Genomic DNA, 19835 nt, shown 5'->3' with positions numbered 1-19835 from the left:
AATCCCTCCCTGCCAAATCATTGGCAGATGCATCTTCGTAATACCAAAAAAATCTTACTCTTAATAAATTACTTTAACTTTAGCCTCTAGCTCTCTGAGCTATTTGCCGTTGTTGAGTCAAAAACATCGCCAAACTCTCGTTTCTCCTCCTTTTGCACTCCTAAATCTCCGTTCTGTAAGGCTTTTCCTTGAATACGCGCCTTGACGGTGTGGTGGGCGCATTCCTATAGTGTGCGCAAGTGGCGGAAAGTGGCACAAAGTGGGTTTTTTGAACGTAAAACGCTAAAATTTGGAGAAACGCATCTGTGTTTCGCGGAGCTAACGCTATCAGTCTCGATGCAAAAGGCCGTCTCGCCATGCCGAGCCGGTATCGTGACGAGCTCATTTCGCGAAGTTCAGGGCAGTTAATCATCACGATTGACGCCGTTGACCCCTGTTTATGTGTTTACCCTCTCGATGAGTGGGAGTTAATTGAAACCAAGTTGCGCGCGCTGCCTTCATTGCGTGAAGAAAACCGCCGCCTCCAGCGTTTGCTGATCGGTAATGCCGTTGACCTTGAACTCGATGGCAGCGGTCGTTTCCTGGTGCCGCCGCGACTGCGCGAGTATGCCAGGCTCGACAAGCGCGCAATGCTGGTAGGCCAACTGAACAAGTTCCAATTGTGGGACGAAGATGCCTGGGATGCTGTGTCTGCAGCGGACCTGGCTGCTATTCAACAACCGGGCGCCATGCCTGATGAACTGCGTGATTTGATCCTGTGACTATTGATAGCGGCTTTAACCACATCACCGTACTGCTTGACGAAGCCGTTGAGGCTCTCGCCGTACGTGCCGATGGCTGCTATGTCGATGGCACATTCGGCAGGGGCGGGCATAGTCGGTTGATACTCAGCCAGCTCGGGTCCGACGGCAAACTCCTCGGGTTCGACAAAGACCCTCAAGCGATTGCCACCGGGCAAGCGCTAGCGGCCGAAGACGGCCGCTTTGTCGTTGTGCAGCGCAGCTTTGCCGAGCTGGGTGCCGAAGTTGCCGAGCGCGGTATGGCGGGCAAGGTGGCCGGGGTTCTGCTCGACCTGGGCGTGTCTTCGCCACAGCTCGACGACCCGGAGCGCGGCTTCAGCTTCATGAACGACGGCCCCCTCGATATGCGTATGGACCCCACTCGTGGGGTCAGTGCCGCACAGTTCATCGCCACCGCGCCGGTAGAAGAAATCGCCCGTGTGTTCAAGGAATACGGTGAAGAGCGCTTCGCCGGTCGAATGGCGCGTGCCGTGGTCGAGCGCCGCGAAATCCAGCCGTTCGAACGCACCGCTGACCTGGCCGAAGTGCTCAAGGTCGCCAACCCTGCCTGGGAAAAGGGCAAGAACCCGGCCACCCGCGCATTCCAAGGGTTGCGCATTCACGTCAATAACGAATTGGGCGATCTGGAAGCCGGCCTCGAAGCCGCTCTGGATGCTTTGGAAGTGGGCGGTCGCCTGGTGGTGATCAGCTTCCACTCCCTGGAAGACCGCATCGTCAAACTCTTCATGCGTCGTCTGGTAAAGGGCGAGTCCGATAACCTGCCGCGTAACCTGCCGGTGCGTTTCGAAGCCTTCGTGCCGAAAATCAAAATCCATGGCAAAGCGCAGTTCGCTTCCGAAGCCGAACTCAAGGCCAACCCACGTTCCCGTAGCGCCGTCATGCGTGTTGCGGAGAAATTGCGGTGAGCAAGCTTTTCGCCAAGCCCCTCCCGGGCGGCAGCTTCTTTATGTTGCTGCTGTTTGTCGGCGTGCTGGTGTCCGCGATAGCGGTGTCCTACAGCGCCCACTGGAACCGTCAGTTGCTCAATACCCTTTACGGGGAATTGAGCGTGCGCGACAAAGCCCAGGCAGAATGGGGCCGGTTGATTCTTGAGCAAAGCACCTGGACGGCCCACAGCCGTATCGAAGTGCTGGCTACCGAACAGTTGAAGATGCACATCCCAGGCGCGGCTGAAGTTCGCATGGTGGCGCCATGATGAAACTCGAAGGGGCACTCTACCCATGGCGCTTTCGCCTGATGCTCGGCTTGCTGGCATTGATGGTGGGCGCGATCGTCTGGCGCATCTTCGATCTTCAGGTCGTCGACCGCGACTTCCTGATCGGCCAGGGTGACGCTCGCAGCCTGCGGCACATCCCGATTCCTGCACACCGTGGCCTGATCACCGACCGTAACGGCGAGCCTCTGGCCGTCAGTACCCCGGTGACCACCCTGTGGGCCAACGCCAAAGAGCTGCAAGTTGCCAAGGACAAGTGGCCTGAACTGGCCGCTGCCCTCGGGCAGGACCGCAAGGCCCTGACCGAACGCCTGGAAGCCCAGGCCAATAAAGAATTCATCTACCTGGTTCGTGGGCTTACCCCTGAGCAAGGCCAGCAAGTGCTCGATCTCAAAATTCCCGGCGTCTACGGCATCGAGGAATTTCGGCGTTTCTACCCGGCCGGTGAAACCACCGCGCACATGGTGGGGTTCACCGACATCGATGACCACGGCCGCGAAGGTGTCGAACTGGCCTACGACGAATGGCTGGCCGGGGTTCCGGGCAAGCGTCAGGTCATCAAGGATCGGCGCGGCAGACTGATCAAGGACGTCCAGGTCACCAAGAACGCCAAGGCCGGCAAGCCTCTGGCGTTGTCGATCGATTTGCGTCTGCAATATCTGGCCAACCGCGAACTGCGTAACGCGATCATCGAGAACGGCGCCAAGGCCGGCAGCCTGGTGATCATGGATGTGAAAACCGGCGAGATCCTCGCCATGGTCAACCAGCCCACCTACAACCCGAACAACCGCCGCAACCTGCAGCCGGCGATGATGCGTAACCGCGCGATGATCGACGTGTTCGAACCCGGTTCGACCATGAAAGCCATCTCCATGAGCGCTGCCCTGGAAACCGGCCGCTGGAAACCCAGCGACAAGGTCGAGGTTTACCCAGGCACCTTGCAGTTGGGCAAGTACACCATTCGTGACGTGTCCCGCACCGAGGGGCCAGTGCTGGACCTGACCGGCATCCTGATCAACTCCAGTAACGTCGGCATGAGCAAGGTTGCTTTCGATATCGGCGGCGAGACCATCTATCACCTGGCGCAAAAGATCGGCCTGGGGCAACCCACCGGCCTCGACTTCCCGGGCGAGCGGGTCGGTAACCTGCCGAACTACCGCGAGTGGAGAAAAGCCGAGACTGCCACGCTGTCCTACGGCTACGGCCTGTCGGTGACCGCCATCCAGTTGGCCCACGCGTTCTCGGTATTGGCCAATAACGGCCGTATGGTTCCGCTGAGCCTGATCCACGTCGACGAAGCGCCAAAAGCCACCCAAGTGATCCCGGAAAACGTCGCCAAGACCATGCAAGGCATGCTGCAACAAGTGATCGAGGCACCGCGTGGCGTATTCCGCGCCCAGGTGCCGGCGTACCACGTTGCTGGCAAGTCCGGTACGGCGCGTAAGACCTCGGTGGGCACCAAGGGCTATGCCGAAAACTCCTACCGTTCTTTGTTCGCCGGCTTCGGCCCGATGAGCGACCCACGCTATGCCATCGTCGTGGTCATCGACGAGCCTAGTAAAGCCGGCTACTTCGGTGGCCTGGTTTCGGCGCCGGTGTTCAGCAAAGTGATGTCCGGCACCCTGCGCTTGATGAATATCACGCCGGACAACCTGCCGCCGACGCAACAAGCCAACGCTGGTCCACCGGCTGCCGCTGTTAAAGCCAATGGAGGGCGCGGCTGATGTCTCTTAGCCTGAACAAGATTTTTGCCCATGCCGGCCACGATCTGCTGATTCGTGAGCTGACGCTGGATAGCCGTAATGTACGCGCCGGTGACCTGTTCCTGGCGGTACCTGGCGGCAAGCTCGATGGCCGTGCGCATATCGCCGATGCCCTGCAACGCGGTGCGGCTGCGGTCGCCTATGAAGTGGAAGGCGCCACCGTGCTGCCGATCACCGATGTGCCGTTGATTCCGGTCAAGGGCCTGGCAGCGCAGTTGTCCGACATCGCCGGGCGTTTCTACGGTGACCCGAGCCGTCAACTCAACCTGGTGGGCGTGACTGGCACCAACGGCAAGACCAGTGTGACCCAGTTGGTTGCCCAGGCTTTGGACCTGCTGGGTCAGCACTGCGGCATCGTCGGCACCCTGGGCACCGGTTTCTATGGCGCGCTGCAAAGCGGCCTGCACACCACGCCAAACCCGATTGCCGTACAAGCGACCCTGGCCGACCTGAAAAAGGCCGGTGCCAAGGCGGTAGCCATGGAAGTGTCTTCCCATGGCCTGGACCAAGGGCGTGTCACCGCACTGGCTTTTGACGTGGCCGTGATGACCAACCTGTCCCGCGATCACCTCGACTACCACGGCACCATGGAGGCGTACGCCGCCGCCAAGGCCAAGCTGTTTGCCTGGAATGACCTGAAGTGCCGGGTGGTCAACCTCGACGACGCATTCGGCCGCCAACTGGCGGGCGAAGGGAGCGACGCGCGCCTGATCAGCTATAGCCTGCAAGATGCCAGTGCCTACCTGTATTGCCGCGAAGCCCAATTCAATGATGAAGGCGTGCGCGCCACATTGGTGACGCCGCAGGGCGAGCACCACTTGCGCAGCACCTTGCTCGGGCGGTTCAACCTGAGCAACGTGCTCGCCGCTATCGGTGCACTGCTGGGCCTGGACTATGCCCTGGATGAAATCCTGCGCGTACTGCCAAAGCTGGAAGGCCCGGCTGGTCGCATGCAGCGCCTGGGTGGCGGTACACAACCGCTGGTGGTGGTCGATTACGCCCATACTCCGGACGCCCTGGAAAAAGTCCTCGAAGCGCTGCGCCCACATGCCAAAGGCAAACTGCTTTGCCTGTTCGGTTGCGGCGGTGATCGCGATCGCGGCAAGCGCCCGTTGATGGCCGAAATTGTCGAGCGCTTGGCCGATGGCGTACTCGTCACCGACGATAACCCGCGCAGCGAAGACCCGAGCCAGATTTTCGACGACATCCGTGTCGGTTTCAAAGACGCCTCCAACGTCACTTTTGTGGCTGGTCGCGGCGCCGCCATTGCCCAGTTGATCGCCGGTGCCGGCGCGGACGACGTAGTGGTGCTCGCGGGTAAAGGCCACGAGGACTATCAGGAAATCAACGGTGAGCGCCATGCCTTCTCCGATCTGGTCGAGGCGGATCACGCCCTGACCGCCTGGGAGGTCGCCCATGCTTAAGGCGATGACGTTCAGCGAACTGGCCCAGGCCCTGTCGGCCCGTGTGCTGTCGAGCGACTGCACATTCACCGGCGTCAGTATCGACAGTCGTAACATCCAGCCGGGGCAGCTGTTTGTCGCCCTGGCCGGCCCGCGTTTCGATGGTCACGACTACCTCAACGACGTTGCCGCCAAAGGTGCCGTCGGTGCCTTGGTACAGGGTGAAGTGGCCGATTCTGCCTTGCCGCAATTGCTGGTAGCCGACACCCGCCTGGCCCTGGGCCAACTGGGTGCGCTTAACCGTGCTGCTTTTGATAAGCCGGTGGCGGCCATTACCGGTTCCAGCGGCAAGACCACGGTCAAGGAACTGCTTGCAGGCGTCTTGCGTACGCGCGGGCCGGTACTCGCGACCCGTGGCAACCTGAACAATGATTTCGGCGCACCGCTGACCCTGCTCGAATTGGCCCCGGAACACACGGCGGCAGTGATTGAACTGGGGGCTTCGCGCATCGGCGAAATCGCCTACACCGTGGCGCTGACCCAGCCTCACGTGGCGATCATCAACAACGCCGGTACCGCCCATGTCGGTGAGTTCGGCGGCCCGGAAAAAATCGTCGAAGCCAAGGGCGAAATCCTTGAGGGCCTCGACGCCTCGGGCACTGCGGTACTGAACCTGGATGACAAGGCCTTCGAGACCTGGCGTGTACGCGCCGCCGGTCGCAAGGTCCTGACGTTTGCAGTGCTGAATGCTGCAGCCGATTTTCACGCCTCCAACATCAATGTCGATGCCCGTGGCTGCCCGTCCTTCACCTTGCACACCCCGCAAGGTGATGAGCACGTGCAGTTGAACCTGCTGGGCAACCACAACGTCGCCAACGCCTTGGCCGCCGCCGCTGCCGCCCATGCCCTGGGTGTGTCGCTGTTCGGTATTGCCACCGGCCTGGGCGCGGTGCAGCCGGTCAAGGGCCGCACCGTGGCGCAACTGGCTGGCAACGGCATGCGCGTGATTGATGACACTTACAACGCCAACCCGTCCTCCATCAATGCCGCTGTGGACCTGCTCAAAGGCTTTGATGGGCGCAAGGTGCTGGTGCTGGGCGATATCGGCGAATTGGGCGATTGGGCTGAACAGGGCCACCGTGAAGTCGGCGCCTATGCCGCCGGCAAAGTGGACGCGCTCTACGCCGTTGGCACAAACATGGCCCATGCGGTCAACGCTTTCGGCCCTGGCGCGCGGCATTTCCCGAGCCAGGCCGAGCTGATCCAGGCGTTGACGGCGGCTGAACATGACAAACACACAACCATTTTGATCAAGGGATCGCGCAGCGCGGTGATGGAAAACGTCGTCGCAGCCTTGTGTGGCTCAAGTACGGAGAAACATTAATGCTGCTGCTGCTGGCTGAGTATCTGCAACAGTTCCACAAAGGCTTCGCGGTCTTCCAGTACCTGACCCTGCGCGGGATCCTGGGTGTGCTGACCGCGCTGTCTTTGTCACTGTTCCTGGGGCCGTGGATGATCCGCACCCTGCAGAACCTGCAAATTGGTCAATCGGTTCGTAACGACGGCCCGCAGTCGCACCTGTCCAAGTCCGGCACGCCGACCATGGGCGGTGCGCTGATCCTGTCGTCCATCGGCGTCAGCACCTTGCTCTGGGCCGACCTGCATAACCGCTACGTGTGGGTGGTGTTGCTGGTGACCCTGCTGTTCGGTGCCATCGGCTGGGTGGATGACTACCGCAAAGTGATCGAGAAAAACTCCAAGGGGCTGCCAAGCCGCTGGAAGTATTTCTGGCAGTCGGTGTTCGGCCTGGCCGCCGCGATATTCCTGTACACCACCGCGCCAAGTGCCGTGGAAACCACCTTGATCATCCCGATGCTCAAGGATGTGAGCATCCCGCTGGGTGTGGGCTTTGTGGTGCTGACCTACTTCGTGATCGTCGGCTCCAGCAACGCGGTGAACCTGACCGACGGCCTCGACGGCCTGGCGATCATGCCGACGGTGATGGTGGGCGGTGCGCTCGGCATCTTCTGCTACCTCTCGGGTAACGTGAAATTCGCTGAATACCTGCTGATTCCTTATGTGCCGGGCGCCGGTGAGTTGATCGTGTTCTGCGGCGCCTTGATCGGTGCCGGCCTGGGGTTCCTGTGGTTCAACACCTACCCGGCACAAGTCTTCATGGGCGACGTCGGCGCACTGGCGCTGGGCGCAGCCTTGGGCACCATCGCGGTAATCGTTCGCCAGGAAATCGTGCTGTTCATCATGGGCGGTGTGTTCGTGATGGAAACCCTGTCGGTGGTCATCCAGGTGGCGTCCTTCAAGTTGACCGGGCGTCGTGTGTTCCGCATGGCGCCGATTCACCACCACTTTGAACTCAAGGGCTGGCCTGAGCCACGCGTGATTGTCCGCTTCTGGATCATCACCGTGATTCTGGTACTGGTCGGCCTTGCCACCCTGAAACTGAGGTAGAAACGAGTGTCCCTGATCGCTTCAGACCACTTCCGCATCGTTGTCGGCCTCGGCAAGAGCGGCATGTCGCTGGTTCGCTTCCTGGCGAACCGTGGCACGTCGTTTGCCGTAGCTGATACGCGGGAAAATCCACCGGAGCTGGTCACGCTGCGCCGTGACTACCCGCACGTGGAAGTGCGTTGTGGCGAGCTGGATGTCGAGTTTCTGTGCCGTGCCGACGAGCTCTACGTGAGCCCGGGCCTGGCCCTGGCGACACCGGCCCTGCAAGCAGCTGCGGCCCGTGGCGTGAAGCTGTCTGGCGATATCGACCTGTTCGCACGCAACGCGAAGGCGCCGATCGTGGCCATCAGTGGTTCCAACGCCAAAAGCACCGTCACCACCCTGGTCGGCGAGATGGCAGCGGCGGCGGGCAAGCGTGTGGCCGTCGGCGGCAATCTTGGCGTGCCGGCCCTGGACCTGCTCAGCGACGACGTCGAGCTGTATGTGATGGAATTGTCGAGCTTCCAGCTGGAAACCACCCACGACCTGGGCGCTGAAGTGGCGACGGTATTGAACGTCAGCGAAGACCATATGGACCGCTACAGCGGCCTGCCGGCTTATCACCTGGCCAAGCACCGGATCTTCCGTGGCGCCAGGCAATTTGTCGTCAACCGCCAGGATGCCCTGAGCCGTCCGCTGATGGGCGAGGGCATGCCCTGCTGGACCTTCGGCCTCGGCAAACCGGACTTCAAAGGCTTCGGCATTCGTGAAGAGAACGGCGAGAAGTACCTGGCGTTCGAATTCCAGAACCTGATGCCGGTACGCGAACTGAAAATCCGTGGCGCACACAACCAGTCCAATGCCCTGGCGGCCTTGGCACTCGGTCACGCGGTTGGCCTGCCATTCGACGCCATGCTCTCGAGCTTGCGCACGTTTGCCGGGCTTGAGCATCGCTGCCAGTGGGTGCGCGACCTCAATGACGTCAGCTATTACAACGACTCCAAAGCCACCAACGTCGGTGCAGCCCTGGCGGCCATCGAAGGCCTGGGTGCCGATATCGACGGCAAGCTGGTGCTGATCGCCGGTGGTGATGGCAAGGGTGCCGACTTCAAGGACCTTAAAGCGCCAGTGGCCGCCCATTGCCGCGCCGTGGTGCTGATGGGCCGCGATTCGGACCTGATCGCCGCCGCCCTCGGTGACGCTGTACCGCAAGTACGCGCAGCTTCCCTGGACGACGCCATTGCCCAGAGCAAAGCCCTGGCCCAGCCTGGCGATGCGGTGTTGCTGTCGCCCGCGTGCGCCAGCTTCGACATGTTCAAGAACTATGAAGAGCGCGGCCAACTGTTCGCCCGCGCCGTGGAGGCTTTGGCATGAGCCTCAATCTGAGAAACATCATCAAGCCATACCCGTCGCCGATCATTACCGGGCGCGGCATTGACCTTGATTTCCCTATGCTCGCCGGTTGCCTGGCGCTGCTCGGCCTGGGCCTGGTGATGATCACTTCGGCGTCCTCGGAAGTGGCGGCCGTGCAGTCGGGCAACACGCTGTACATGATGATCCGCCACCTGGTGTACCTGGTGATCGGCCTGGGCGCCTGCATCGTCACCATGATGATTCCGATTGCCACCTGGCAGCGACTGGGTTGGTTGATGCTGATCGGTGCGTTCGGCTTGCTGGTCATGGTGATCGTCCCGGGCATTGGCCGCGAGGTGAACGGTTCGATGCGCTGGATCGGCTTCGGCGCGTTCAACGTGCAGCCTTCGGAAATCGCCAAGGTGTTCGTGGTGATCTACCTCGCCGGTTACCTGGTGCGCCGTCAGAAAGAAGTACGCGAAAGCTGGATGGGCTTCTTCAAGCCGTTCATCGTGCTGCTGCCCATGGCTGGCCTGCTGCTGATGGAGCCCGACTTCGGGGCCACGGTCGTGATGATGGGCGCCGCCGCCGCGATGCTGTTCCTGGGAGGGGTCGGGCTGTTCCGCTTCACCTTGATGGTGGTGCTGGCGGTGGCGGCCGTGACCATTCTGGTACAGGCGCAACCCTATCGGATGGCGCGTTTGATCACCTTTACCGACCCCTGGTCCGACCAGTTCGGCTCCGGCTACCAGTTGACCCAGGCGCTGATCGCGTTCGGTCGCGGCGAGTGGCTGGGTGTGGGCCTGGGCAACAGTGTGCAGAAGCAGTTCTACCTGCCGGAAGCCCACACCGACTTCGTGTTCTCGGTATTGGCCGAAGAGTTGGGTGTGGTGGGCTCGCTGTGCACCGTGGCTCTGTTTGTATTCGTCTGTGTGCGCGCCATGTACATCGGCTTGTGGGCCGAGAAGGCCAAGCAGTTCTTCGCCGCCTACGTTGCCTATGGGTTGGCCTTCCTGTGGATCGGCCAGTTCCTGATCAACATCGGCGTGAACGTCGGCCTGCTGCCGACCAAGGGCCTGACCTTGCCGTTCCTCAGTTACGGCGGCAGCTCGTTGGTGATTTGCTGCGCCTGTCTCGGGTTGTTGCTGCGTATCGAGTGGGAGAGTCGCACCCACCTGGGCAGCGAAGAGATGGAGTTCAGCGAGAGCGACTTCGCCGAGGAGCCGACTCATGGGCGCTAACGTGCTGATCATGGCGGGCGGTACCGGGGGGCATGTGTTCCCGGCCCTGGCCTGCGCCCGTGAATTCCAGAACCGTGGCTACACCGTGCACTGGCTGGGTACGCCCCGTGGCATCGAAAACGAATTGGTGCCCAATGCCGGTTTGCCGCTGCATTTGATCAACGTCACCGGGTTGCGCGGCAAGAGCAAGTTGTCATTGCTCAAGGCGCCGTTCGTGTTGCTCAAGGCGGTCATGCAGGCGCGCAAGATCATTCGCGAGTTGAAGCCGGTGTGTGTGCTTGGCTTTGGTGGTTATGTGACCGGCCCTGGTGGCGTTGCGGCGAAACTCGCGGGCGTGCCGGTGATCGTCCATGAACAGAACGCCGTCGCCGGTACCGCCAACCGCCTGCTGGTGCCATTGGCCGCGCGGGTGTGTGAAGCCTTTCCGAAAACCTTCGCCGCCTCCGACAAGCTTCGCACCACCGGTAACCCGGTGCGTACCGAACTGTTCATGGCCATTGCGCGTGACGCGCTGGCGGGGCGCAAGGCTCACCTGCTGATCCTGGGCGGAAGCCTGGGTGCCGAGCCACTGAATAAATTGCTGCCTGAAGCCGTTGCGCAACTTCCTGAGGATGTGCGCCCGGAGATCTTCCACCAGGCCGGCAAGAACCACGATGAAGTCACCGCCGCGCGTTATCGCGAGGCCGGTGTAGAGGCCAATGTACAGCCCTTCATCAAAGACATGGCCCAAGCCTATGGCTGGGCCGACCTGGTGGTCTGCCGCGCTGGTGCGCTGACCGTCAGTGAACTGGCGGCCGCCGGTCTGCCGTCCTTGCTGGTGCCTTTGCCCCACGCCATCGACGATCACCAGACCCGCAACGCCGAATATTTGGCCGGGGAGGGCGCTGCCTTCCTGCTGCCGCAAAGAACGACTGGCGCCGCCGATTTGGCCGCACGCCTGACCGAGGTTTTGATGCAACCGGAACGACTCAACAGCATGGCGAGCACCGCAAGCCGCCTGGCCAAACCTGACGCAACCCGCACCGTGGTCGATATCTGCCTGGAGGTGGCCCATGGTTGAGAATCAGAAAGCCATGCCGCAACCCGAGATGCGCCGCATCCGTCGTATTCACTTCGTCGGTATCGGTGGCGTGGGCATGTGCGGGATTGCCGAAGTGTTGCTGAACCTGGGCTACCAGGTGTCCGGCTCGGACTTGAAAGAGTCGCCGGTCACCGAGCGCCTGAAGTCCTTTGGCGCACAGATCTTCATCGGCCACCGTGCCGAGAACGCCGCCGAGGCTGACGTGCTGGTGGTGTCCAGCGCCGTGAATACTTCCAACCCGGAAGTGGCCACCGCCCTTGAGCGCCGTATCCCTGTGGTACCGCGTGCCGAGATGCTTGCCGAGCTGATGCGCTATCGCCACGGCATCGCCGTGGCCGGTACCCATGGCAAGACCACCACCACCAGCCTGATCGCCTCGGTGTTTGCCGCCGGTGGCCTGGACCCGACCTTCGTCATCGGTGGCCGCCTGAATGCAGCTGGCACCAATGCCCAACTGGGTACCAGCCGCTACCTGATCGCCGAAGCCGATGAAAGTGACGCGAGCTTCCTGCACCTGCAACCGCTGGTTGCCGTCGTCACCAACATCGACGAAGACCACATGGCGACCTACGACGGCGACTTCAACAAGTTGAAGAAAACCTTCGTCGACTTCCTGCACAACCTGCCGTTCTACGGGTTGGCGGTGGTGTGCCTGGACGACCCGGTGGTGCGTGAAATCCTGCCCCAGGTCAAACGCCCTACCGTGACCTACGGCTTCAGCGAAGACGCCGACGTGCGCGCAATCAATGTGCGCCAGGAAGGCATGCAAACCTTTTTCACCGTGCTGCGCCCCGATCGCGAGCCTCTGGACGTGTCGGTGAACATGCCGGGCAATCACAACGTGCTGAACTCTTTGGCGACCATCTGCATTGCCACCGATGAAGGCGTCAGCGATGAAGCCATTGTCGAGGGCCTGTCGCGCTTTGCCGGTGTGGGCCGTCGCTTCCAGGTCTACGGCCAACTGCCGGTCGAAGGCGGTGACGTGATGCTGGTGGACGACTACGGGCACCACCCGACCGAAGTTGCGGCCGTTATCAAGGCCGTGCGCGGTGGTTGGCCGGAGCGCCGGCTGGTGATGGTGTACCAGCCGCACCGCTACAGCCGCACCCGCGACCTGTACGACGATTTCGTCAATGTACTGGCCGATGCCAACGTGCTGCTGCTGATGGAAGTCTACCCGGCCGGTGAAGAACCGATCCCGGGCGCTGACAGCCGCAAGCTGTGCAACAGCATCCGCCAGCGCGGCCAGTTGGACCCCATCTACATCGAGCGTGGCGTGGACCTGGCGCCTATCGTCAAGCCGCTGCTGCGTGCCGGTGACATCCTGCTGTGCCAGGGCGCCGGTGATATCGGTGGCCTTGCGCCCAAATTGCTGGCGAGCCCGCTGTTTGCAGCCGCCGCCAAGGGGAAGTCGAAATGACCACTGATTACGGCTCCCTGTTTTCCACCCTTGCGCCTGCCGACTTCGGTCGCGTGGCCGTGTTGTTCGGCGGCAAGAGCGCCGAGCGCGAAGTGTCGCTCAAGTCCGGCAATGCGGTGCTTGAGGCGCTGCAAAGTGCTGGCGTGAATGCCTTCGGTATCGATGTGGGCGATAACTTCCTTGCCCGCCTGCAGGCCGAGAAGATCGACCGTGCCTTTCTCATTCTTCACGGCCGCGGCGGTGAAGACGGCAGCATGCAGGGCCTGCTCGAATGCGCCGGCATCCCTTACACCGGCAGCGGCATCCTCGCGTCGGCCTTGGCGATGGACAAGTTGCGCACCAAGCAGGTGTGGCACAGCCTGGGCATTCCGACCCCACGTCACGCCGTACTGTGCAGTGAAGACGATTGTATTTCTGCGGCCAAGGAACTGGGCCTGCCTTTGATCGTCAAACCAGCCCATGAAGGCTCCAGTATCGGCATGGCCAAAGTGAACTCGGCCGCCGAATTGATCGACGCATGGAAAGCGGCAAGTACCTACGATTCGCAAGTGTTGGTGGAACAGTGGATTTCCGGTCCCGAGTACACCATCGCCACCCTGCGTGGCCAGGTATTGCCGCCCATCGCTTTGGGCACGCCCCACACCTTTTATGACTACGACGCCAAGTACCTGGCTTCCGATACTCAGTACCGGATCCCGTGTGGGCTCGAAGCAACCAAGGAACAGGAATTGATGGACCTCACGGCGAAAGCCTGTGAGGCGCTGGGTATCGCCGGTTGGGCGCGGGCAGACGTGATGCAGGATGACCAAGGGAATTTCTGGTTCCTTGAAGTCAACACCGCACCGGGCATGACCGACCACAGCCTGGTTCCCATGGCAGCCCGTGCCGCCGGTCTGGATTTCCAGCAGTTAGTGCTGGCGATCCTGGCCGACAGCATTGAGCCAAGAGGCTAAACACATGAACGGCGCATCGCTTCGTCATCAGCCCCCACAAGCACCGAGCCGCAAGCCGGTGCCACGGGGTGCAAGCCGAATGGTGGCTAAAGAGCCGATGTCGGCGCGCCTGCCAAAAGCCAACTTTGGTTTTATCAAGGCGCTGTTCTGGCCGGTGCTGCTGGTGGTGCTGGGCTTTGGCACGTACGAAGGCGCGCAGCGTCTGTTGCCGTATGCCGACCGGCCGATCACCAAGATCAGCGTGCAGGGCGACTTGAGCTACATCAGCCAGCAAGCGGTACAGCAGCGCATCGGCCCATACCTGGCGGCGAGCTTCTTTACCATCGACCTGGCTGGCATGCGCTCGGAGCTGGAGCAGATGCCGTGGATCGCCCACGCCGAAGTTCGCCGGGTATGGCCGGACCAGGTCACGATCCGCCTGGAAGAACAACTGCCCGTGGCCCGTTGGGGCGATGAAGCGCTGTTGAACAACCAGGGCCAGGCGTTCACTCCGCGTGAGCTGGCCAACTATGAACACCTGCCGCAGCTGTTCGGGCCGCAGCGGGCGCAGCAGCAAGTGATGCAGCAGTACCAGGCCTTGAGCCAGATGCTGCGGCCACTGGGCTTCTCCATTGCACGCCTGGAATTGCGTGAGCGGGGCAGCTGGTTTTTGACGACCGGGGCAGGCAGTTCCGGCCCGGGCATCGAGTTGTTGCTGGGACGCGACCGCTTGGTGGAAAAGATGCGCCGCTTTATTGCCATCTATGAAAAAACCTTGAAAGAACAGATTACGAACATTGCGAGCGTCGACCTGCGTTACGCCAACGGCCTGGCCGTCGGCTGGCGTACACCGGCTGCGCCCACGGCAGCACAACCCGCTGTCGCGAAGAATTAAGAAGAGGCAGGACCCATGGCAAACGTGCAAAGCGGCAAAATGATCGTCGGTCTCGATATCGGCACCTCCAAGGTGGTGGCGCTGGTGGGCGAGGTCGGGGAAGACGGCGCGATCGAAATCGTCGGTATTGGCACGCATCCGTCCCGGGGCCTGAAGAAGGGCGTGGTGGTGAACATCGAGTCCACCGTGCAGTCGATCCAGCGCGCCATCGAAGAAGCGCAGCTGATGGCCGGTTGCCGGATTCACTCGGCGTTCGTCGGCGTGGCAGGCAACCACATCCGCAGCCTGAACTCCCACGGCATCGTGGCGATCCGCGACCGTGAAGTCAGCTCGGCCGACCTTGAGCGCGTCCTCGACGCTGCCCAGGCCGTGGCGATCCCGGCGGACCAGCGCGTGCTGCACACCCTGCCGCAGGACTACGTGATCGACAACCAGGAAGGCGTGCGCGAGCCCCTGGGCATGTCGGGCGTTCGCCTGGAAGCCAAGGTCCACGTGGTGACCTGCGCCGTCAACGCCGCACAGAACATTGAAAAATGCGTGCGCCGCTGCGGCCTGGAAATCGACGACATCATTCTCGAGCAGTTGGCCTCGGCCTACTCGGTCCTGACCGACGACGAAAAAGAACTGGGCGTGTGCCTGGTGGACATTGGCGGCGGCACCACCGACATCGCGATCTTCACCGAGGGTGCGATCCGTCACACCGCCGTGATCCCGATTGCCGGCGACCAGGTCACCAACGACATCGCCATGGCGCTGCGCACACCGACCCAGTACGCCGAAGAAATCAAGATCCGCTACGCCTGCGCCCTGGCCAAGCTGGCCGGTGCCGGCGAGACCATCAAGGTGCCAAGCGTGGGTGATCGTCCACCTCGCGAGCTGTCGCGCCAGGCCCTGGCCGAAGTGGTCGAGCCACGCTACGACGAACTGTTCACCCTGATCCAGGCTGAGCTGCGCCGCAGCGGCTACGAAGATTTGATCCCGGCCGGCATCGTGCTGACCGGTGGCACCTCGAAGATGGAAGGCGCGGTCGAGTTGGCCGAGGAAATCTTCCACATGCCGGTGCGCCTGGGCGTGCCCCATGGCGTGAAGGGCCTGGGCGACGTGGTGCGTAACCCGATTTATTCCACCGGTGTGGGCTTGCTGTTGTACGGGCTGCAAAAGCAGACCGACGGCATTTCCCTGTCGGGCCCGAGCATCCGTGACAGCTACCGCAGCGACGACGAGGCGAAAGCGCCATTGTTCGAGCGGCTGCAGGCTTGGGTAAAAGGCAATTTCTAAAGATTTACCGCGACACCGCAACACCCGCAATAAGCAGTAGGCGAAAAAACTAGAGAAAATGAAAGGAGAGGGAACATGTTCGAACTCGTAGACAACATCCCCGCTAGCCCGGTTATCAAAGTAATCGGTGTCGGCGGTGGCGGCGGCAACGCTGTCAACCACATGGTCAAGAGCAACATTGAAGGCGTTGAGTTCATCTGCGCCAACACTGATGCCCAGGCGCTCAAAAGCATCGGCGCGCGGACCATCCTGCAATTGGGCACCGCGGTGACCAAAGGCCTCGGCGCTGGCGCCAATCCGGAAGTCGGCCGTCAAGCCGCCCTGGAAGACCGCGAGCGTATTGCCGAAGTGCTGCAAGGCACCAACATGGTGTTCATCACCACCGGCATGGGCGGCGGTACCGGTACCGGTGCTGCACCGATCATTGCCGAAGTGGCCAAGGAAATGGGGATTCTGACCGTTGCTGTCGTGACGCGTCCGTTCCCGTTCGAAGGCCGCAAGCGCATGCAGATCGCCGACGAAGGTATCCGTCTGCTGTCTGAAAGCGTCGACTCGTTGATCACCATCCCCAACGAGAAACTGCTGACCATCCTGGGCAAGGACGCAAGCCTGCTGTCTGCGTTCGCCAAGGCTGACGATGTACTGGCCGGTGCCGTTCGCGGTATCTCCGACATCATCAAGCGTCCGGGCATGATCAACGTCGACTTTGCCGACGTACGTACGGTCATGAGCGAAATGGGCATGGCGATGATGGGCACTGGCTGCGCCAGCGGTCCGAACCGTGCACGCGAAGCCACCGAAGCGGCCATCCGCAACCCGTTGCTCGAAGACGTGAACCTGCAAGGCGCACGCGGCATCCTGGTGAACATCACCGCCGGTCCCGACCTGTCCCTGGGTGAGTACTCCGACGTGGGTAGCATCATCGAAGCCTTCGCTTCCGAGCACGCCATGGTCAAAGTCGGTACCGTTATCGATCCGGACATGCGCGATGAGCTGCATGTAACCGTGGTTGCTACCGGGCTGGGTGCAAAAATCGAGAAGCCTGTGAAGGTCATCGACAACACCCTGCACACCAGCCAGGCCAGCCAGGCAGCTGCCGCTCCAGCCCCTGCTCGCCAGGAACTGCCGTCGGTCAACTACCGTGACCTGGACCGTCCGACCGTGATGCGCAACCAGGCTCAGGCCGGTGCTGCGGCGTCCCGTAGCCCGAATCCGCAAGATGACCTGGACTACCTGGACATCCCGGCATTCCTGCGTCGTCAGGCCGATTAATGGAATGTATCAGGGCTATGAAGGTGATTGGTGTTCAGCAAAGGTCTGGTCTGCTATTATCGCCAGCCTTTGTTGATACCAGTTCGCAATTTGCGCTGAAGCGGTCCAAGCCATGATTAAACAACGCACCCTGAAGAATATTATTCGTGCCACAGGTGTAGGTCTGCACTCCGGGGAGAAGGTATACCTGACCCTCAAGCCTGCACCTGTCGACACCGGCATCGTGTTTGTGCGTGCCGACCTGGACCCTGTGGTGCAGATTCCTGCTCGCGCGGAAAACGTTGGCGAAACCACTATGTCGACCACATTGGTCAACGGTGACGTCAAAGTGGACACGGTGGAGCACTTGCTCTCGGCCATGGCTGGCCTGGGCATCGATAACGCCTACGTCGAGCTCTCCGCGTCCGAAGTCCCGATCATGGATGGCAGCGCTGGCCCCTTCGTATTCTTGATTCAATCTGCCGGCCTGGAAGAACAGGACGCAGCCAAGAAGTTCATTCGCATTCTGCGGGAAGTGACAGTAGAAGACGGCGACAAGCGCGCCACCTTCGTCCCGTTCGAAGGCTTTAAAGTGAGCTTTGAGATCGATTTCGATCACCCGGTATTCCGTGACCGCACCCAAAGTGCAAGCGTGGATTTTTCCAGCACTTCGTTTGTAAAAGAAGTCAGCCGCGCCCGCACCTTTGGTTTCATGAGTGACATCGAGTACCTGCGCAAGCACAACCTCGCACTCGGCGGCAGCGTGGAAAACGCCATTGTGGTCGACGCGGATGGTGTACTGAACGAAGACGGCCTTCGCTATGAAGACGAATTCGTGAAGCACAAGATCCTCGATGCAATCGGTGACCTCTACCTGCTGGGCAATAGCCTGATAGGCGAGTTCAAAGGCTTCAAGTCGGGCCACGCCCTTAACAACCAGCTGCTGCGCAAGTTGATTGAGCAGACAGACGCTTGGGAAGTCGTGACCTTCGAAGATGCCAGCACCGCACCGATCTCTTACATGCGTCCCGTTGCGGCGGTGTAAGTAACAACTCTCTTTCTTTAGTTTTGAAAGGCTACCTTCGGGTGGCCTTTTTTTATGCCCGACGAAGATCCAAATGTGGGAGCTGGCTTGCCTGCGATAGCGGCCTGCCAGTTAGCTTATAGGTAGCTGACCCACCGCCATCGCAGGCAAGCCAGCTCCCACACCTGACCTCATCAGTTTGAGGTTTTTGAAACATCCACTATCCGGTTACGGCCGCTGTGCTTGGCCTGATACAACGCCTGGTCAGCCTTGAGCAGCAGGTCTTCAAGGGAGATACGGCTGTGCTTCTGCCAGGTACTCAGTCCGATGCTCACAGTGATCGGTTGCTCATCCCCGGCCACTCTCGGCAAGTGCTGGACCCCCTTGCGGATATGCTCGGCGATCACCCACGCGCCCTTGGCGTCGGTATTGGGCAGCACCACCGCGAACTCTTCACCGCCATAACGCGCCGCCAGGTCGGCAGGGCGGCGGATATGGCTGGCGATCACATGCGCGACTGCACGCAACGCCTCATCGCCGCCCTGGTGACCATGGCGGTCGTTGAAGGCCTTGAAGTGGTCCACATCGATCATCAGTACGCTCAACGACTCGGTGGAGCGTTGTGCCCGGTCCCATTCCAGCCGCAAGCGTTCGTCCAGCGTGCGACGGTTGGCCAGGCCGGTAAGGGCGTCGGTGGCTGCCAGTTCTGACAGCACCTGTTCAGCCCGATGGCGGCGGCGCAACTCCATGCACAGTGCCCAAGTCAGCCACAACAGGCCCACGCACAACACTCCGGTCGCGATGCTGACCAGCCACGCCGCACGCCGCCAGGGTGCGAACATTTCATCGCTGGACAAGGCCACCGCCACGATCAGCGGCAAGTTGCCCACATTCGAAAAACTGTAGAGCCGTGCCTGGCGATCGACACTGGAGATACTTTGGAAGCTGCCGTCCCGTTCGCGCAGCATGCGCGCCACATTCGGGCGCTGGCTCAGGTCCTTGTCGACGATATCTGCTTCCAGCAGAGGCTCTTGCGCCAGCAGGATGCCTTGGTGGTTGAGCAGGTTGATGGTGCTGTTGCTGCCGATGTTCAAGCTGCTGAACAACTGATGAAAGTACGATAGGCGCATGGACGCGACCGCCACTCCCAGGAAACGCCCATCCGGTGACGAAACGCGACGGCTGAACGCGATGCGCCAGGGGTCGGCACACTGGCAGCGCGCCATGAACGGGCGGCTGATATACAAGCCCAGGTCGGGGTTGGTGCGGTGCGCCTGAAAATAGTCCCGATCGGCAAAGTTACCCAGCTTTGGCGTGAGCAGGGACGAATCGGCAATCACCTCGCCGGCCGGGTCCAACAGCAGGATATCGCCCTTGTACGGCGCCGCTGCGGAACGATCAAACAGCACCAAGTGCCTGATGCTCTCTGAAACGTCTTGCAGGTCGGTGCGCTCGGTGGCGCTGATCAAGCCTTTGAGGGCCATGTCGTAAAGTTCGACATTGCGCAGCACGTCCGCGTCGATCAATTGAGTGATGGTATTGGCGGTGCGCTTGGCCGTCTGCAGGGTATTGGCATGTTCACGAATCAGCAGCGCAGTGACGACCCCCACGATCAGCAACACCGTGAGCGTACTGCCCAGGATCAGCAGGCGCTCCGGGCGGCGGTTGGGGCGGGTAAGGCTTGAACTCATCGGGCACACTTCTGCGTTGAGAATGCCCTTAGCGTAGTAGCAACT

At 61.2% G+C, this 19835-nt stretch carries 17 protein-coding genes; 16 read left to right on the top strand and 1 reads right to left on the bottom strand.

The genetic code is table 11. The features are described 5' to 3' along the window. Positions 1 to 305 precede the first annotated feature (305 nt). From mraZ to lpxC, 16 genes are all read left to right on the top strand, one after another. The gene (mraZ, locus tag HU730_RS07895) at positions 306 to 761 is read left to right on the top strand and encodes a division/cell wall cluster transcriptional repressor MraZ (RefSeq protein ID WP_004371993.1); all 456 of its coding nucleotides are present in this window, start codon (positions 306 to 308) and stop codon (positions 759 to 761) included. Between the two features lie 2 nt (positions 762 to 763). Beyond that, positions 764 to 1705, top strand: a complete 942-nt coding sequence (rsmH, locus tag HU730_RS07890; RefSeq protein ID WP_087149552.1) for a 16S rRNA (cytosine(1402)-N(4))-methyltransferase RsmH — start codon at positions 764 to 766, stop codon at positions 1703 to 1705. Further along, positions 1702 to 1995, top strand: coding sequence for a cell division protein FtsL (gene ftsL, locus HU730_RS07885; protein ID WP_003188663.1), 294 nt, complete (start codon positions 1702 to 1704; stop codon positions 1993 to 1995). Before rsmH ends, ftsL begins: the two co-directional genes overlap by 4 nt. After that, positions 1995 to 3737: a penicillin-binding protein 2 gene (locus HU730_RS07880; RefSeq protein WP_019816949.1), complete on the top strand. Its 1743-nt coding sequence runs from the start codon at positions 1995 to 1997 to the stop codon at positions 3735 to 3737. Before ftsL ends, HU730_RS07880 begins: the two co-directional genes overlap by 1 nt. Further along, positions 3737 to 5200, top strand: coding sequence for a UDP-N-acetylmuramoyl-L-alanyl-D-glutamate--2,6-diaminopimelate ligase (locus tag HU730_RS07875; protein WP_054898899.1), 1464 nt, complete (start codon positions 3737 to 3739; stop codon positions 5198 to 5200). Before HU730_RS07880 ends, HU730_RS07875 begins: the two co-directional genes overlap by 1 nt. Next, entirely contained in the window at positions 5193 to 6563 is a 1371-nt protein-coding gene (gene murF / locus HU730_RS07870; RefSeq protein WP_186527700.1) for a UDP-N-acetylmuramoyl-tripeptide--D-alanyl-D-alanine ligase, read from the top strand. The genes HU730_RS07875 and murF overlap by 8 nt, the downstream gene beginning before the upstream one ends. Further along, the gene (gene mraY, locus HU730_RS07865) at positions 6563 to 7645 is read left to right on the top strand and encodes a phospho-N-acetylmuramoyl-pentapeptide-transferase (protein WP_003188670.1); all 1083 of its coding nucleotides are present in this window, start codon (positions 6563 to 6565) and stop codon (positions 7643 to 7645) included. Before murF ends, mraY begins: the two co-directional genes overlap by 1 nt. A gap of 6 nt (positions 7646 to 7651) precedes the next feature. Continuing rightward, positions 7652 to 8998 carry a UDP-N-acetylmuramoyl-L-alanine--D-glutamate ligase gene (gene murD / locus HU730_RS07860; protein ID WP_105225801.1) on the top strand — a complete coding sequence of 449 codons (1347 nt, stop codon included), beginning with the start codon at positions 7652 to 7654 and terminating at the stop codon, positions 8996 to 8998. A gap of 8 nt (positions 8999 to 9006) precedes the next feature. Further along, positions 9007 to 10218 (top strand): putative lipid II flippase FtsW, encoded by a 1212-nt coding sequence (gene ftsW, locus HU730_RS07855; protein WP_161793210.1) that lies wholly within the window; start codon positions 9007 to 9009, stop codon positions 10216 to 10218. After that, positions 10208 to 11278 (top strand): undecaprenyldiphospho-muramoylpentapeptide beta-N-acetylglucosaminyltransferase, encoded by a 1071-nt coding sequence (murG, locus tag HU730_RS07850; RefSeq protein ID WP_003188675.1) that lies wholly within the window; start codon positions 10208 to 10210, stop codon positions 11276 to 11278. The genes ftsW and murG overlap by 11 nt, the downstream gene beginning before the upstream one ends. Then, positions 11271 to 12719, top strand: a complete 1449-nt coding sequence (gene murC, locus HU730_RS07845; protein WP_003188677.1) for a UDP-N-acetylmuramate--L-alanine ligase — start codon at positions 11271 to 11273, stop codon at positions 12717 to 12719. Before murG ends, murC begins: the two co-directional genes overlap by 8 nt. Next, positions 12716 to 13672, top strand: a complete 957-nt coding sequence (locus HU730_RS07840) for a D-alanine--D-alanine ligase (protein WP_186527699.1) — start codon at positions 12716 to 12718, stop codon at positions 13670 to 13672. Before murC ends, HU730_RS07840 begins: the two co-directional genes overlap by 4 nt. Positions 13673 to 13676: 4 nt before the next feature. Beyond that, on the top strand, positions 13677 to 14546 hold the full coding sequence (locus HU730_RS07835; RefSeq protein ID WP_019816943.1) for a cell division protein FtsQ/DivIB: 870 nt from the start codon (positions 13677 to 13679) through the stop codon (positions 14544 to 14546). 15 nt (positions 14547 to 14561) lie between these two features. Then, entirely contained in the window at positions 14562 to 15824 is a 1263-nt protein-coding gene (gene ftsA / locus HU730_RS07830; RefSeq protein ID WP_003188682.1) for a cell division protein FtsA, read from the top strand. Between the two features lie 75 nt (positions 15825 to 15899). Beyond that, positions 15900 to 17096: a cell division protein FtsZ gene (gene ftsZ, locus HU730_RS07825; protein ID WP_003188685.1), complete on the top strand. Its 1197-nt coding sequence runs from the start codon at positions 15900 to 15902 to the stop codon at positions 17094 to 17096. Positions 17097 to 17208: 112 nt separating this feature from the next. Further along, entirely contained in the window at positions 17209 to 18120 is a 912-nt protein-coding gene (gene lpxC, locus HU730_RS07820; RefSeq protein ID WP_003171886.1) for a UDP-3-O-acyl-N-acetylglucosamine deacetylase, read from the top strand. Positions 18121 to 18293: 173 nt separating this feature from the next. Here the strand turns inward: lpxC and HU730_RS07815 are convergent, their stop codons facing one another. After that, entirely contained in the window at positions 18294 to 19790 is a 1497-nt protein-coding gene (locus tag HU730_RS07815) for a sensor domain-containing diguanylate cyclase (RefSeq protein ID WP_054898815.1), read from the bottom strand. Between the last annotated feature and the right edge of the window lie 45 nt (positions 19791 to 19835).

The sequence above is a fragment of the Pseudomonas sp. SWRI22 genome, from assembly GCF_014268395.2.
GTDB lineage: Bacteria > Pseudomonadota > Gammaproteobacteria > Pseudomonadales > Pseudomonadaceae > Aquipseudomonas > Aquipseudomonas paracarnis.
Note: the sequence above shows the minus strand (reverse complement) of the source record. Positions and strands in the feature narration are given on the sequence as shown.